Here is a 16,204-nt window from a genome sequence, read left to right on the forward strand (position 1 = left end):
CATGTCTTCGTTCGATTGGAGTCGTTTTACAGTACGTATCAACATCCGTAATGCTACAACGCAACAGCTATACCGTGCCTGGGCTACCAGAACAGGTATTGAGTACTGGTTCTTACGCATGAGTGAATATAAAAGAGCCAATGGCACTGTTTTGGCAGATGATGAATATGTACAAACGGGTGATAACTATCGCTGGCGCTGGTTTGGTTATAGCGATGAGGTAACGGAAACAGGAGAGATACTTGATTGCAACGGCATTGATTTTTTTAAATTCCGTTTTGGCAAAGCCGGCGATTGCAGCATTCGTATTTATGAAGAACAGAATGAAATGATCGTTGAATTACTGCAGGATAATATTCCAACCGATGAAAAAGCAAAAGAGCTATGGCATATTGGTTGCAAAACCGGCTGGACATTTTATCTCGCTAATCTGAAATCGATGTACGAAGGTGGTATCGACCTGCGGAATAAAAATGAACAATTGCAGGATATGATCAACGCATGAATAGAAACATGAGAAGAATGGATCGAATTGGTTTGTTGCTGCTTTGGCTTGTAACAACAAATATTGCATCGGCTCAATACGAGCAGTTGGATGGATTGTATTTTGAAGTGCCGGGTAAAAGCAATACCGATCAGAATTTTTTCAACCGTGATAATAAGATCTACACTGTAGGGAAAGAGTTTGTGTATTCGTACAGGTTGTATCGTAACAGGCAATCAACACTTGTAACGGTACAGCAGAAAAACGATCCTCAAACAAAGAACTGGCGCTTCACCAACAGCAATATCGATTCGCTCACCATTCAACACCTGCGTTTTACTGTGCTTGATGGGTATGGTGGACTGGATCATTTGTTTCCCGATTACAGTCAAACCATTATTCAGCAAAAATATACTGCGGTGAATGGCGAGATGTTATTTGATGGAACGACCGGCTTGATCGAAAATGAAAAAAACATCTGGCTGCATCCTTTCAGAGGAAAATATTTTTCCGTAACCGAGTTCAGTCCGTTCCCATACGTAAAACTGCCGTTGAAAGTAGGTACTAAATGGACTTGGCGCTTACCTGAAATTGATAGTCGCTGGTCCGATCCACGCATTATTGAATACAAAGGAAAAGTAGAAGCCACATACAGTTACAAGATCGTTGATGAGAAAAATCTGAAAACAGCATTTGGTGTACTCTCCTGTTTTGTAATAGAGGCAGAAGCTGAAAACCGTATTGGCAAGAGTAAACTGAGAAGTTATTTTAATCCACAGTACGGATTTGTATTGCTGGAGTACACCAATATCGACAAAAGCAAATTGATACTGGAGCTTGTTCAAATTAACCAAACGAAGAAATGAAATTTGATAGAAAGAAGGCCGTTGAAATACTGGAACGCACGCCTCTTGTGTTAAATAGCTTGCTGCGTGAAGTAAGCGAAGAGTGGGTCATAAACAACGAAGGAGCTGATACCTTTTCGCCCTACGATGTAGTAGGCCATTTAATTCATGGAGAAAAAACAGATTGGGTGGTGCGGGCTAAGATCATTTTGGAATATGGTGTAAATAAACCCTTCGACCCATACGACAGGTTTGCACAATTTGAGGAGAGCAAAGGCAAAAGCTTAGAGCAATTACTGGATGAGTTTGAAGCGATCCGAAAAGAAAATGTTGCGTGGCTGCAGGCAATTGAATTAACAGAAACTGATCTTGAGCGGAAAGGAATGCATCCTGTGTTGGGAGAGGTAACCTTACGGAATCTTTTATCAACCTGGGTGGTGCACGATCTTACTCATATCGCACAGATCACAAGGGTAATGTCGAAACAGTATGTGGAAGAGATGGGGCCTTGGCCGCAATTTTTCAGGATACTCAGTTTCTGAAAAGGAAAAGCTGATCGTAGAAACGATTAGCCGATTGTTGGAATTCAGGTTTCAGGGGAAAATAGTTTCGCAGAACTGGTTTATCATCATCAGGAATATCCGGAAACTATGGCTTCATCGGTACGCACCAAAACGGGTTCTCTTATGGCATATTGGTATAAGAATTTCGGGTAAACGACCTTTCTCAGAACTGTTGTGGTTTCAATGGGATTTGAGTAAACGCATACAGATCAAAAACGGTTTTGGTTTGGATATTGAAAAGCACTTTGGATAAACGACTTTAAAAGAGCTCTTTTTGGTTTCAAGTGGGTTTTGGGTAAACGGTACGGATCAAAAACAGGCTTTTCAAAAAGGAATAATTACTTGTAGATTTTGGGTAAACAGTTTTTCGTCGGGATCAATTCGTTATATATCGTCAGTTAGTAAGCTTTGTTATCGTCCGTATCATCATCGTTGTGGGTACAAAGTAACAACAGCAGCAGGCCGCCCACAATAGAACCTTATCGCATTACATTGTAATTGTTTCTAATAGTTTTTGTGTAGTAGAAATTCTATACCCACTGTTTGGAGCCTAACCGTAAAACCTTAATTTGTAGTTCATTTCAGTTAAAACGATCCATTATGCAATCAGCAGCAACTTCCCCGGCCGATTATATCGCTGAAATACCCGAAGAACGGCAGGCAGCTTTTAAAAAACTAAGAGCGGTGATCAAAAAAAACCTCTCAGCCGGTTTCAAGGAAATGATGGGTTATGGTATGCTCGGTTATGCCGTGCCGCATTCAAAATACCCCGCCGGCTATCATTGCAACCCAAAAGACCCTCTGCCATTTATGGGCATTGCTTCGCAAAAGAATTTTATTGCCGTTTACCACATGGGTATCTATGCAAGCCCTGAGTTGCTGAAATGGTTTACCGCTGCTCATGCCAAAGCTTCTGCCAAAAAACTAGACATGGGTAAAAGCTGCATCCGTTACAAAAAGCCGGAGGATATTCCATTTGAACTCATTGGCGAACTCGCAGCTAAAATGTCGGCCGATGAATGGATCGCTCTTTATGAACAAAAATTAAAGAAATAAACGATGAAACAACTGTTTACAATTATCTGCCTCTTGTTTGCATTGCAGATTGCTGCACAAGAAAAAACAAAAACACCCCAATGGCTGGGCATTCTTACGCTGGCCGATAAATACAAGGACGCAAAAAACTGGACCAAAACGGACGAGGGCATTACCGGCGAACATTTTCAACGATTGCTCAAACTGAAAAGTGAAGGCGTCATCATTCTTGCAGGCCGAACACAATTGGAGTTGAACGACCCCGGCATGATGGGCCTTGTGATCTTTTATGCGAAAGATGAAAAAGAAGCTATGCAGTTGATGCAGGATGATCCAGCAGTGAAAAACAAGATCATGCTGGCTAAAGTTGTACCTTATGGCGTAGCGGTGAATAAATGCGAATAGCAAATCATGCATGTTCCGGAAGACGATATTATTACGTTACTTGAACTACATGCTGTAGATGGCATCCGCAATTGCTTTGCACATGGGCTTGATGCAAATAGTTTGCACAATGATCAACCGCTTATTTATGAACTGCTGAGTGAGTACACACGCTCTCCCCGTTTTAACGATTGTGTAAAAGCATTTGTTGACGCTGGTTTGATGTTCGACGACAGAGCTTTACTTGCTGTGTTGTTGAATGATGCAGTAATGCTGGAAGAAGAAATTAAAAAAGATCCATCGATTCCTTCAAAGCGAATTTCGTTCCGTGCAGCTTACACACCGCTTGAAGAAGTTACACTATTACATGTGTGTGCCGAGTTTAATCATGTGGCCTGTGCTGAAGTGTTGGTAAAACATGGAGCTGATGTGAATGCCGCAGCAGGTACTGATGAATTTGGCTTTGGTGCACAAACACCCATCTTTCATACGGTGAATCAGAATAATCATCAATCAAAAGAGATGATGCATTTTCTGTTGGAGCATGGGGCAAAGCTGGATATAACCGTGAAAGGAGTTATCTGGGGAAAGAGTTACCCATGGGAAACATTGTTGCCATCAGTCAATCCGATCAGTTATGCGATGATGGGATTGTTGCCGCAGATGCACCGCAATGAAAAAACCATTCATGAAGTGGTTTCACTTTTGTTGAAGCATCAATACGATATCGATTATACGTCTGTTAATGTTCCAAACAAGTATCTCAATTCCTGATCGCATGAAAAAGTTTGTTTCAATTGTATATCTCTTATTCGTTGCAGTAATTGCTTTCGCACAATCCGCCAATTATAAAATTGTTTACAATGTATTGGAAGATCGTGAAAAGGATAATTACGAAGTGTACAGCATGAACATGGATGGAACAGGAAAGAAAAATCTCACCAATACTCCCGGTGTGGAGTGGGTATATTATGCTTACGGAAACAAAGTGTATTACATCAGTGATATTGATACCTGTCACCGTTGCTATTTCTTGTACGAGATGGATGCAGATGGAAATAACAAAAGAAAAGTCAGTGATCTGCAACTTGAAGACAGTTGGATGGGCAGCCGAAACAAAGGGACAGAGATGATCGTTACCGGACGTGTTGGCAAACTTCGCCAGCAGTTATTTCTTATTGGTATTAAAACGGGAAAGTATCAGCAACTAAGCAACGATACGGTTTCATACAAATCTGATCCTATCTTTCTCCCTACAGGTAATGAAATTGTGTTACGCTATCGCCCTGATCGTAACCTCCGGCAAACAGTTCCCGACGAATTGTGGTTGCTTGATGACAAGGCACAACCCATTCGTCAACTCACTAACTTTCCGAAAGCCGATACAACAACCCCCTGGTTTGAATATCATGCAGGTCCTCCTCAATGGAACAGCAAGCATCAGCTCATCAGTTATATGTCAAGGCAAAACAAACAAACACAGATCTATGCCATCAGTCCTGATGGTAAAAAACAATGGCAATTAACCAAAGGCGAATTAAGCAGTGGCTGGCATGCGTGGAGCGATGATGGTGAATGGATGGTCATGGATAAATCAACAAACGAAGGAAAGAATTTTGATATTTATCTCATGCATTACACAACAGGAAAGATCACACGGCTTACTGATGATGTGAAAACAGAACAGGCACCGGTTATTGTAAAAAAGGATTAACTGTTTTATACGATACAACCGCCTGTCATAAATTACTTTCCTGTTTGCTGATAGAGTTCTAACTTCTATTTATTCTTCACACAAAAACTTGTGTTATGAACCGACTTATCATCATCCTTATCGCATCATTGTTTCTTTCAGCAGAAACAAAAGCAAAAGAACCACCGATGCTGATTACAGCAGAATGGCTCAACGATAATATCAACAATCCTGAATTTGTATTGCTGCAGGTAAATTTTCTAAGACTCGATTATGAAAAGGAACATATCAAAGGTGCCCGTTTATTATGGCCCGATTGGTTGGCAGCAAATTCTCCTGATGGAAATTTCAATCCACCAGATGCAAAAGAAGCAACCAAAGTATTACAACAACTTGGCGTCAATAAAAATTCAAAAGTCATTCTTTATCATACCAAAGGCGAAGTAACTGTCACCGCACGTATGTTTGTTACATTGGAATATCTCGGCTTGGCAGGAAGAGTATATTATCTCAATGGTGGATTAGAAGCCTGGAAGAAAACCGGCTATCCTGTAACAAGTGAATTGCCTGTAATTAAGAAAGGTGATTTTGTTGCAAGTATCAATCAGGTATTGGTTGATAAAGATTATGTATTAAGATCATTACAATCACCATCGGCTGTTGTGGTTGATGCACGAATGAAACGTTTTTATGATGGCGACCCGACAGGTAATCCAAGAGATGGACATATCACCGGCGCAAAAAATATTCCCTATCCTGACCTGCTTGATTCAAGTTTTCAATTTAAACATATCGATCAGCTCACCGGTTATTTTCAACCAGTAGTGCCCGATAAGAAAACAGAAATCGTAACTTATTGTTTCATTGGACAAACAGCAAGTGTAGTGTACATGGCAGGTAGGTTCCTGGGATATAACATGAAAGTATATGATGGATCCATGCAGGAATGGAGCCGGTTAGAGAATTTGCCAATGGAAAAAACAAAAAAGGATTAACGATTTTCAATACACTAAAACCAAACTGAACAAAATGAGAAAACAATTACTGATGCTTGTTGTAATTCTGCTTGCAGCTTTTACCAGCAAAGCACAACTGGCAGATTCCATCAAAGCATATTACATCAAAGATTGGGAACGTGCAAAAGCATACAGCAAAGAATACCTTGATGCAATGCCGAAAGACAAATACAATTTCCGTGCACAAGACAGCATCCGCACATTCGCCCAACAAATGCTGCATCTTTCACAAGGCATTGTTGGTTTTATAGCAAATGGCACAGGTGCGCAACGTATTTCATTTGGGCAAAACCTGGAGCAGCGTACAACAGCACAATCAGCCGATTCCGTACTGTATTTTGTAACGACGAGTTATGATTATGCCATTGAAAACATCCGTAATATGGATGTAACGAAATTAACCGAAACAGCAGGACGTGGTAATTTTATGTTTTCTCGATTGGTTTGGTTGAATAAAGCATTTGAACATCAAACACATCATCGTGGACAAACCACTATCTACATTCGTCTCGTTGGCATTAAGCCGCCGAATGAAAAATTATTCTAAATCGTTCATACTGGGTTGCCAACCTTAAATCTTCATGTCAATTTCTTTAAAAGAATGAAGGTTGGCAACCCTATTTTACCAATGGAAAAGTTGATCATGCACATGGTCAACTTTTTTATTACCTTTCTTATCCATTTTCAAAACCAACTGTTATGTGTAAACGTAAACTTTTCAGCAGTCTCTTACTGCTCACCATCTGCATTGCTGTAACCGCACAAAAGAAAACAACAACTCCACCAAAGGAAGAACCGAAAGATGCATTCAACAGCGGATTGCTGAGTGGCATGCAGTTCAGAAGTGTAGGGCCTGCTATTACATCGGGTCGTATTGCGGATATTGCTGTGAACCCAAAAAACCACAGTGAGTATTATGTTGCAGCGGCAGCAGGTGGTGTTTGGAAAACAACGAATGCCGGTGTTACGTATTCGCCCATTTTTGATGGTGAAGGCTCATTTGCCATTGGGTGTTTGGCAATTGATCCAACAAACACGAATGTTGTTTGGGTAGGTAGTGGTGAAAACAATAATCAACGTGTGGTTGGTTATGGCGATGGTTTGTACAAATCAGAAGATGGTGGAAAAAGTTTCAAGAATGTCGGTTTAAAAAATTCAGAACATATTGGTCGCATTGCAATCGATCCAACAAATGGTGACATTGTTTATGTAGCAGCTTACGGCCCTGTCTGGAACAGTGGTGGTGAACGTGGTATTTATAAAACAACTGATGGCGGTAAAACATGGAAACAGGTATTGAATGTAAGTGAGCATACGGGTTTTAATGAAGTGATGGTTGATCCACGTCATCCAAACATTGTATATGCAGCAGCACATCAACGTCAGCGGAAAGTGTTTACTTATATTGGTGGTGGGCCTGAATCAGCTTTATATAAAAGTACAGACGGCGGTGCAACCTGGAACAAGATAATGAGCGGATTGCCTGCAGGTGATCTTGGAAGAATAGGTTTAAATTATTCGCCTGTTAACCCTGATGTGTTGTATTGTGTAGTGGAAGCAACAGAAGGAAAAGGTGGTGTGTTTAAAAGCATTGATCGTGGTGCAAGCTGGGAAAAACAAAGCAGCTATTCAACTTCGGGTAACTACTACCAGAAAATATACTGTGACCCGAAAGACATCAATAAAGTATTTGTCATCAATGTTTACTTCGGCGTAAGTAAAGATGGTGGGAAGAATTTTTCTATTCTCGGTGAAAAGAATAAACACATCGACAACCATGTGATCTGGATCAATCCAAAAAATACAGAACATTATTTAGTTGGTTGCGATGGTGGTGTGTATGAAAGTTTTGATAGTGGTGAGAACTGGAACTTTAAAGCCAATCTTCCTGTAACACAGTTTTACAAAGTAGCAACCGATAATGCATTCCCGTTCTATCATATTCACGGTGGTACACAGGATAACTTTAGTCTGGGTGGACCATCACGTACATTAAGTGCCAATGGTATCTTTAATTCTGATTGGTACTTCACAAGTTTAGGTGATGGCTATGAATCACAGATCGATCAAAGCAATCCTGATATTGTTTACTCACAGGCACAGTATGGTGCATTAACACGTTACGATAAAAAGAGCGGTGAATATTTATTTATTCAACCACAAGAGCCAGAGGGCGAAGCGTATCGCTGGAATTGGGATGCACCATTGGTGATCTCGAAATATGATAACAAACGTCTTTATCATGGAGCGAATAAAATATTCAGAACAGATGACCGAGGCAGCACATGGAAAGTGATCAGTCCTGATCTTACAAGACAGATCGATCGTAACAAATTACCGGTGATGGGTAAAGTGTGGAGCATGGATGCGGTGGCAAAAAATGGTTCAACAGATATTTATGGCAACATCACTACCATCGCAGAATCGAAGTTTGATGAGAATACGATCTATGTTGGTACTGATGATGGTTTGATACAGGTTACAACTGATGGCGGCAACAACTGGATGAAGATTGATAATATAGCCGGTGTACCAGAACGTACCTATGTAAATCATATCATCACATCACAACACGATAAGAATGTGGCGTATGTCACCTTCAATCATCATCGCTATGGTGATTTTCATCCCTACGTTTATAAAACAAGTGATGGCGGTAAAACATGGAAAGCTATTACCAATAACTTACCGGAGAGAGGAACATCGTATACAATTGCAGAAGATCATGTAAACAAAGACTTGTTGTTTGTTGGTACTGAGTTTGGTTTGTTTGTAAGTATTGATGGTGGCTCAAAATGGGTGCAGATGAAAGCAGGCTTACCAACCATTGCCGTGAAAGACCTTGAAATTCAAAAAAGAGAGAACGATCTAATTCTTGCAACATTCGGTCGTGGCTTTTATGTGTTAGATGACTATACACCTTTACGCAATTTGAAAAAAGAAGACCTCGATAAACAAGCAGTGATCTTCCCGGTAAAAGATGCGTGGATGTTTATTCAATCGCAACCATTGGGTGTAAGAGGCAAAGGTTTCCAGGGCGAAAGTTTCTTTACCACACCTAATCCAAAAGTTGGTGCGGTGTTTACCTATTATCTGAAAGATGACATCAAAACAATTAAAGAAAAACGCAGAGCAGCAGAAGCTGAAAAAATAAAGAAAGGCGAAGCACCTGTTTATCCTTCACCGGATTCACTTCGTTTGGAAGATGAGCAACCTGCTCCGCATTTGTTATTTACTGTTACCGATGAAGCAGGTAATGTTGTTCGTCGTTTAAAAGCTCCTGCAAAAAAAGGACTGAAACGAATCGTGTGGGATTTCCGTACTTCTCCTTTTGGCCCAATTGACTTTACACCGTTTGATGAATCAAACGCTTTCAGTTCTCCTGACCAGGGTTATTTTGCTTTGCCCGGAACTTACAAAGTTTCATTGAGCAAGTTTGAAGATGGGGTTTATAGCGATCTCACTGAACCACAAACGTTCAAAGCAATGACGTTGAACACAGCTACACTTCCTGCAACTGATAAAAAAACATTGGATGAATTCAGTAAAAAGATTGGAGAGTTGAGTCGTGTTGTTGCAGCAACTGATCAATACCGTGGTGAGTTGGTAAATAAAGTGCGTTACTTAAAACAAGCGATCATTGAAACACCCAAGCAATCTCTTGATCTATCAAAAGCTTTGCAGGATGTTGAAAAACGGTTGACTGCAGTGAACCGTCAACTGAATGGTGATGCATCGGTTGCAAGAAGAGAGTTTGAAACAACACCATCTATCAACGGACGTATTGGTTATGTGATCGGCTCGTTGTGGAATACAACTGCTGCGCCAACACAAACCCAACTCAACTCTTATCAAATTGCGGCGAAGCAATTCACACCTGTTTACAATGAGATCAAAGCCATTGCAACAGAAGTAAAACGATTGGAAGATATTTTAGAAAAGAATGGTGCGCCTTATACACCGGGAAGAATGCCGGAGTGGAAAGGGTTGTGATAAAGTCACAGATAACGCATATTCTACGGATTTACACAAATTAAATAACAGAACAGCCGCTTTTACAAAAGCGGCTGTTCTGTTTACAGGTAGCTAAAGCTCATCTCTCCTGATTGGGTTAAAAAATGAATCGAAAAAAAATCCGGATGAAATAAGATTGAAAAACTGAAAACACCTATTTTTGCAACCCCGAAAGGGGAAGTATTCCTCCTTAGCTCAGTTGGTTAGAGCATCTGACTGTTAATCAGAGGGTCTCAGGTTCAAGTCCTGAAGGGGGAGCAGCAGCAAAGCGTTACGGTTATCGTGACGCTTTTTTTATTGACCAAATGTTGCCTAATCGATAGCTGAAATAGGTGAGCAGTCCGCTCATGGCTTCCATCTGTGTTCCTCTGTGTCCATCCGTGGCCAGCCAACTATCTGCCGACAGGCAGGTTCGTGGCTCTCATCGAAACAACCCAAAAAACGAACTCTCTTCCAGGCCAATGTAAATACCATCGGCTCTCGTTTCAACTGGGTACGTTTTGAGGTAATACCCTTCGCCACTGGTATTGCGGCCATTGCTAAGGTTGAATTTATAGCGGTGCAACGGACAAACAATATTGCCCAACGCATCCACAAAACCATCCGCCAAATGGCCACCGGCATGCGGACATTTATGCGCACACGCAAATACGTCCGCCTCTTTTTTTGCCAGGCAAATTGTTTTGCCTTTGACAATGAGCTCACACAACTGGTTATCTTCCCAAGGCAATTCTTGGGCTGATTCAGCAATTTTATGCCAGCTGTATTTTTTATCGGCAGCCATTAATACAAAAACTCTGATTTGTAAGGGTAACGTATTTTGTAGATGGTACGTACCTGCTCAAGAATACGTTCACGTAACTCGGCAATATTTCGTTTTTCAATAGCAGACACAAATACGCAGTTGCCCTGTGTATCATTTTCCCAACGTTCTTTTAGTTCTTTGAGAATGGTTTCTTTGATATCATCACCCAGCCATTCATCGAAATGTTTTTCTTCATACAGATCCATTTTGTTGAAAATGGTCACCACCGGTTTGTCGTGGCATTTCAGGTCCTGTAAGGTTTTGTTCACCACATTGATCTGGTCTTCATATTGCGGATGCGAAATATCCACCACATGCAGCAACACATCACTTTCACGCACTTCATCCAATGTGCTTTTAAAACTTTCAACAAGGTGATGCGGCAATTTGCGTATGAACCCAACAGTATCGCTTAATAAAAAAGGTGTGTTTTCAAACACCACTTTACTGGTGGTGGTGTCCAGAGTCGCAAAGAGTTTATTCTCTGCAAACACTTCACGTTTGGCAAGGGTATTCATAAGTGTACTCTTACCTACGTTGGTATAACCTACCAGTGCCACACGAATAAATTCACCACGATCTTTTCGTTGTGTGAACGACTGTTTATCAATTTCGGCCAGCCGTTTCCGCAATAACGAGATCTTATCTTTTACAATACGACGATCGGTTTCAATCTCCGTTTCACCCGGTCCTCTTGTACCCACACCGCCCCCTTGGCGTTCAAGATGTTTCCACATCCCTTTCAGTCGGGGAAGAATATATTGGTATTGCGCCAGCTCCACTTGAGTCTTGGCTTGTGCTGTTTGTGCACGGCGGGCAAAAATGTCGAGGATCAGATCACTGCGGTCGATGGTATAAATGCCCAGCTCTTTTTCAATATTCATAATCTGCGAACCCGTCAATTCATCATCAAAAATGATGAGGGAGATGTCTTTTTCTTCCACATACTTTTTGATCTCCTGCAATTTGCCTTTCCCCACAAATGTTTTACTATCGGGATGTGCGAGCTTTTGTACAAACCGTTTGATGGTAACAGCGCCGGCTGTTTCAGCCAGGAACGCCAGCTCATCCAGGTATTCCTGTACTTGTAATTCGGTTTGCGATTTTGTTACTACGCCTACAATAATGGCCCGTTCTTCTTGTTGTATCTCTTGTTTACGATCAATCACTTGGTATAAAATTCAGTTGGTAAAGGTAGAATAAGTTAGCGGCTGTGTACAAAGAAAAAGCGGATGATCATTCCATCATCCGCTTGCAGTATAAAAAGTTCGGTGAATTATAAACCGGTTAATGTAATGCCCACGGTCAATGGACGGATCTGGCTCGGGCCTTGTCCTTCTTTGATCATATCATTGATTTGATATTGAGCAAAAAGTCCAAAATTACCCATACCAATACGTGCTGTAGCAGCCAATCGCAGGTTATTAAAATGTTTTTTATCTTTTTCTTTCAGCACATAGGCAGTGTTGCCATTGGCATCTGTTGTAAATCTTGTTTTATCATTCGCACTGATGATGGTACCTACTTTCACACCCAACGCAAACTTCAAACTCTTGTTTGGTTTCGTGGGGTCAACCATAAAACGTAATTCAACCGGAGCTTCCAAGTAAACTGTTGCCAGCTTCATTGATTTGTAGCGGTTCAATGTATCTCTGCCAACATGTTTTGCAAATGTAAATCCGTTGCTGTTGATGATATTGAGATTACGGCCGGCGTCCTTATCAAAGTACATATTATCGGCACCCACACCTGCTCCCAAACCAACGCTGAAACGGGGATCGAGTTTAAACGGAAAATCAAACGAGAAATAAGCATTCACCGTGCGTGCAAATCCTTTGGTAGCAATGCTATCCGGCTTTTGCATCCATTGAAGATAACCGATCTGGAAAATCAAATGATCTTTCGGACGGTTGCCGAGATCAACTTTTGACCAGTCTTTCTTTTTCTTTTTTTCGGTTTCCTGTGCAATAAGCGAAAAACCTGCTGTAAGGAATAATGTAAACAGTATTAGTTTCTTCATAATAGTAAAGAGGCAAATGTATTTGCTTATCGGTTAAGCAAAGGTTAAAGCCGTTGTTTAAAAATATTGCCGGTAAGTGAATCGTTCCGACTTCCCGTATCCCGGACTTCCGTCTTCCCGACTACCAACTACCGGCTATTGGCTATCTCTTGAAAAAAGTGGATCCTGTAGGATTTGAACCTACGACCCTCTGATTATGAGTCAGATGCTCTAACCGTCTGAGCTAAGGATCCGGCCTTTTGGGCGGGGGCAAAGATAGAAAAATAGGCGTATCGTGCTGCTATAATTTCAAGGCTTCTTTTGAAATCAACTTTTCAGCTTTAAATAAGGAAAGAAAATGCAATTACAGAGGTTGTAATTAACCATGGAAACGTTTCTTTGCAGTATGCAAAGCATCCGTTCTGTAATATTCGATCTTGGCGGCGTATTACTCGATATTGATTTCAAGTTAACCGAAAAGGCATTTGAAGAAATTGGTGTTACAAATTTTCATCAGTTCTTCAACCAGTTTCATAGTAACGATTTATTCAAAAAACTGGAAACGGGAATGGAAGATGAATTGTTTTACCGGGATTTTCGTTCCGCCACCGGATTGCAACTGAGCAATGAACAAATAAGAGACGCCTGGAATGCCTTGCTGCTCGATTTCAGAACGGAGAGTATTGCATTGTTGCCAAAATTGAAAACCAAGTATCAATTATATCTGCTCAGCAATACCAACGAAATTCATTTGCAGGAATTTCAGCGTCGGTATAGTTTACTGTCTCCACAATCTTCATTTGATGAATTGTTTGATGCGGCTTATTATTCGCATCGCATCGGGCATCGCAAACCCAACGCATCGGCTTTCGAATTTGTATTGGAAAAGCATGGGTTGGTTGCTGCAGAAACCCTGTTTATTGATGACAGCAGTAATAATATCGAAGCGGCACAGGCATTGGGGCTGCAAACAGTTCATTTGTTGCCGGGCATGAAGGTGGAGGAATTAGGACTGATTTAGGATGGATGATGGCTGACGTATGATTTCTGATATTGGAATCTCCTTGTGCCTTTCAACTAGCCACTACCGGCTTGCCTTCCTTGAACCATGTATTTTCACTCATCACTGATTACTCATCACTCATCACTTCACCTCCTCAAACTCAATATAATCACCTTCTTTCAAAGAAGATTTTTCTTTTACCGGTTCGGGACGTTGCGAAGCAGCCTGCTGTTGCTGCTGTTCCTGCATGCGGGCCTGGAATTCGTTCATCTTGCTTTTCATATCCTTTGCTGCCCTTGTTACAGGTATAACAAATCTGAAAATAAAACGGATCACGAAAAAGATCAGTAATCCGTAAAGTAAATAACGTAGTAACATGATGCTGCAAAGATAAAATAAACCACATGTTTCAATTGTGAAGATTCTCCGAAAACCTTCCCCGTAAGTTCAGGCTAAAAAAATTTTTCCATTCATTGCTATTATCATACATTTGCGGCGGACAAAAGAAACAGTGGAAGGGAACGGAAAACGTTCCCTTCTTTATTTCACCTACATGAACTTAGAGCAAAAAACAGACAGTATACGGCAGTTAATTGAAGAGATCATCAGCGTGGATGCAGATTGTTTCCTGGTAGATGTAAAGCTCAAACCGGGTAACAATATTCAGGTATTTGTAGATGCAGATGCAGGGTTGCCCATCAGCCGGTGCATTGGTTACAACAGAGCCTTGTACAAACAGATCGAAGAAAAAGCCTTGTTCAACGATGGCGATTTTTCACTGGAAGTGTCATCGCCGGGTTTGGAAGAACCGTTAAAACTCGTTCGCCAATACAGCAAAAATATCGGCCGGCTGGTAGAAGTAGTGATGAAAGACGGGGTTAAAGTAGTCGGCAAATTAGTATCAGCATCAGCGGAGGAAGTAGAGGTGGAAGAAACAAAAGGCAAAGGAAAAAAGCAGGAAGTGATACAACACAAGCTTGCTTATGCAGATATTAAATCAACTAAAATTCAAATTGTATTTAACTGATTACGGTTGCTAAAAATTAACCAACCGGAATGTTTTAAAAAAATGTGTTATGGCAAGTATCAACCTTATTGAAAGTTTCCAGGAGTTTAAGGATGCGGAAAATATCGACCGCCCCACGATGATGAAAGTGCTGGAAGATGTATTTAAAACATTGCTTCGTAAGAAATATGGCAGTGATGATAACTTTGACGTGATCGTGAATACGGAGAAGGGTGATCTGGAGATCATGCGTCGTCGTACCATTGTAGAAGATGGACAAGTAGAAGATCCGTTGGCACAGATTGCTTATACCGATGCCGTAAAGATCGAGCCCGACTATGAAGTGGGTGAAGAATTATATGAAGATGTAGATATTCATGATTTCGGCCGCCGTGCTATCCTTGCCGCCAAGCAGACATTGGCGAGCCGTATTGGTGATTTGAAGAAGAATGTATTGGTACAAAAATATTCTGACCGTATTGGTGAAATTCTGAGTGCAGAAGTGTACCAGGTATGGAAAAAAGAAGTGTTGTTGCTCGATGAAGAAGGAAACGAATTGTTGTTGCCAAAAAGCGAACAGATTCCACAGGACTACTTTAAAAAAGGCGAAAACATCCGTGCGGTTATTAAGAAAGTAGAATTAAAAAATAACGCACCGGTAATCATCTTATCAAGAACAAGTCCATTATTCCTGGCGAAATTGCTGGAAATTGAAGTGCCGGAAATTTTTGACGGTTTGATTGTGATCAGAAAAATTGTGCGTGAACCGGGAGAAAGAGCGAAAGTTGCAGTAGAAAGCTTCGACGATCGTATTGACCCGGTAGGAGCTTGTGTGGGGATGAAGGGTAGCCGTATTCATGGAATTGTACGTGAATTGAAGAATGAGAATATTGACGTGATCAATTACACGTCAAATATTAACCTGCTCATTCAACGTTCACTTACACCTGCCAAGATCACCAGCATGGATATTGACCAGGAAGCAAAACATGTAGAAGTATATTTAAAACCCGACCAGGTATCGTTAGCCATTGGTAAACGAGGTGTAAATATTAAACTTGCATGCGAGTTAACCGGTTATGAAATTGATGTGTATCGTGATACAGAAGAAGAAACCAACGAGTTCGATATTGATCTGGATGAATTTACAGACGAAATTGAAGGTTGGGTAATTGATGAGTTGAAGCGCATTGGTTGCGATACAGCCCGCAGTGTGCTCGACTTAACAGCAGAAGAATTGGAACGCCGTACAGATCTGGAAAAAGAAACCATCACAGAAGTACGCCGTGTATTAAAAGAAGAATTTGAACAGGAATAACCTTGAGTGGTTATTGGGATCGATATATTTAAACAATTA

General features: G+C 41.0%; 17 protein-coding genes and 2 tRNA genes. 14 read left to right on the forward strand and 5 right to left on the reverse strand.

All coding sequences use genetic code 11. From position 1 onward, the window contains the following. Nucleotide 1 precedes the first annotated feature (1 nt). From WG989_RS07355 to WG989_RS07405, 11 genes are all read left to right on the forward strand, one after another. The gene (locus WG989_RS07355; protein ID WP_340428391.1) at nt 2–505 is read left to right on the forward strand and encodes an SRPBCC family protein; all 504 of its coding nucleotides are present in this window, start codon (nt 2–4) and stop codon (nt 503–505) included. Between the two features lie 8 nt (nt 506–513). Then, nucleotides 514–1,350 carry a hypothetical protein gene (locus tag WG989_RS07360; protein ID WP_340428392.1) on the forward strand — a complete coding sequence of 279 codons (837 nt, stop codon included), beginning with the start codon at nt 514–516 and terminating at the stop codon, nt 1,348–1,350. After that, the gene (locus tag WG989_RS07365; RefSeq protein ID WP_340428393.1) at nt 1,347–1,871 is read left to right on the forward strand and encodes a DinB family protein; all 525 of its coding nucleotides are present in this window, start codon (nt 1,347–1,349) and stop codon (nt 1,869–1,871) included. Before WG989_RS07360 ends, WG989_RS07365 begins: the two co-directional genes overlap by 4 nt. A 621-nt stretch (nt 1,872–2,492) precedes the next feature. Next, a complete protein-coding gene (locus tag WG989_RS07370) occupies nt 2,493–2,948 on the forward strand; it encodes a DUF1801 domain-containing protein (protein ID WP_340428394.1) in 456 nt (151 codons plus the stop codon). Nucleotides 2,949–2,951: 3 nt separating this feature from the next. Further along, nucleotides 2,952–3,332 (forward strand): YciI family protein, encoded by a 381-nt coding sequence (locus WG989_RS07375; RefSeq protein WP_340428395.1) that lies wholly within the window; start codon nt 2,952–2,954, stop codon nt 3,330–3,332. A gap of 6 nt (nt 3,333–3,338) precedes the next feature. Continuing rightward, nucleotides 3,339–4,085 (forward strand): ankyrin repeat domain-containing protein, encoded by a 747-nt coding sequence (locus tag WG989_RS07380; protein WP_340428396.1) that lies wholly within the window; start codon nt 3,339–3,341, stop codon nt 4,083–4,085. A 4-nt stretch (nt 4,086–4,089) separates the two neighbouring features. Next, the gene (locus WG989_RS07385; protein WP_340428398.1) at nt 4,090–5,025 is read left to right on the forward strand and encodes a TolB family protein; all 936 of its coding nucleotides are present in this window, start codon (nt 4,090–4,092) and stop codon (nt 5,023–5,025) included. Between the two features lie 95 nt (nt 5,026–5,120). After that, nucleotides 5,121–5,999 (forward strand): sulfurtransferase, encoded by an 879-nt coding sequence (locus WG989_RS07390; RefSeq protein WP_340428400.1) that lies wholly within the window; start codon nt 5,121–5,123, stop codon nt 5,997–5,999. 34 nt (nt 6,000–6,033) lie between these two features. Beyond that, nucleotides 6,034–6,567, forward strand: a complete 534-nt coding sequence (locus tag WG989_RS07395; RefSeq protein ID WP_340428401.1) for a DinB family protein — start codon at nt 6,034–6,036, stop codon at nt 6,565–6,567. Nucleotides 6,568–6,719: 152 nt separating this feature from the next. Continuing rightward, the gene (locus WG989_RS07400; protein ID WP_340428402.1) at nt 6,720–10,013 is read left to right on the forward strand and encodes a VPS10 domain-containing protein; all 3,294 of its coding nucleotides are present in this window, start codon (nt 6,720–6,722) and stop codon (nt 10,011–10,013) included. Nucleotides 10,014–10,218: 205 nt separating this feature from the next. Then, nucleotides 10,219–10,292, forward strand: a tRNA-Asn gene (locus WG989_RS07405). Nucleotides 10,293–10,455: 163 nt separating this feature from the next. On the opposite strand, the gene WG989_RS07410 is transcribed toward WG989_RS07405, so the two are convergent. The 4 genes from WG989_RS07410 to WG989_RS07425 form a co-directional block, all read right to left on the reverse strand. Further along, nucleotides 10,456–10,818, reverse strand: a complete 363-nt coding sequence (locus WG989_RS07410; protein ID WP_340428403.1) for a Rieske (2Fe-2S) protein — start codon at nt 10,816–10,818, stop codon at nt 10,456–10,458. After that, the gene (gene hflX / locus WG989_RS07415) at nt 10,818–12,008 is read right to left on the reverse strand and encodes a GTPase HflX (protein WP_340428404.1); all 1,191 of its coding nucleotides are present in this window, start codon (nt 12,006–12,008) and stop codon (nt 10,818–10,820) included. The genes WG989_RS07410 and hflX overlap by 1 nt, the downstream gene beginning before the upstream one ends. 107 nt (nt 12,009–12,115) lie before the next feature. Further along, entirely contained in the window at nt 12,116–12,859 is a 744-nt protein-coding gene (locus WG989_RS07420) for an outer membrane beta-barrel protein (protein ID WP_340428406.1), read from the reverse strand. A gap of 159 nt (nt 12,860–13,018) precedes the next feature. Beyond that, nucleotides 13,019–13,092: transfer RNA gene (locus WG989_RS07425), tRNA-Ile, on the reverse strand. A 131-nt stretch (nt 13,093–13,223) separates the two neighbouring features. Between WG989_RS07425 and WG989_RS07430 the strand changes: the two genes are divergently transcribed. Continuing rightward, a complete protein-coding gene (locus WG989_RS07430) occupies nt 13,224–13,859 on the forward strand; it encodes an HAD family hydrolase (RefSeq protein ID WP_340428407.1) in 636 nt (211 codons plus the stop codon). 123 nt (nt 13,860–13,982) lie between these two features. On the opposite strand, the gene WG989_RS07435 is transcribed toward WG989_RS07430, so the two are convergent. Then, nucleotides 13,983–14,219, reverse strand: a complete 237-nt coding sequence (locus WG989_RS07435) for a hypothetical protein (protein WP_340428409.1) — start codon at nt 14,217–14,219, stop codon at nt 13,983–13,985. 175 nt (nt 14,220–14,394) lie between these two features. Here WG989_RS07435 and WG989_RS07440 point away from each other — a divergent pair, with 175 nt between their 5' ends. Together WG989_RS07440 and nusA are read left to right on the forward strand one after the other, a co-directional pair. After that, nucleotides 14,395–14,868: an LSm family protein gene (locus WG989_RS07440; RefSeq protein ID WP_340428410.1), complete on the forward strand. Its 474-nt coding sequence runs from the start codon at nt 14,395–14,397 to the stop codon at nt 14,866–14,868. Between the two features lie 49 nt (nt 14,869–14,917). Next, the gene (gene nusA / locus WG989_RS07445) at nt 14,918–16,165 is read left to right on the forward strand and encodes a transcription termination factor NusA (RefSeq protein ID WP_340428411.1); all 1,248 of its coding nucleotides are present in this window, start codon (nt 14,918–14,920) and stop codon (nt 16,163–16,165) included. Nucleotides 16,166–16,204 lie beyond the last annotated feature (39 nt).

This window comes from Lacibacter sp. H407 (genome assembly GCF_037892605.1).
GTDB lineage: Bacteria > Bacteroidota > Bacteroidia > Chitinophagales > Chitinophagaceae > Lacibacter.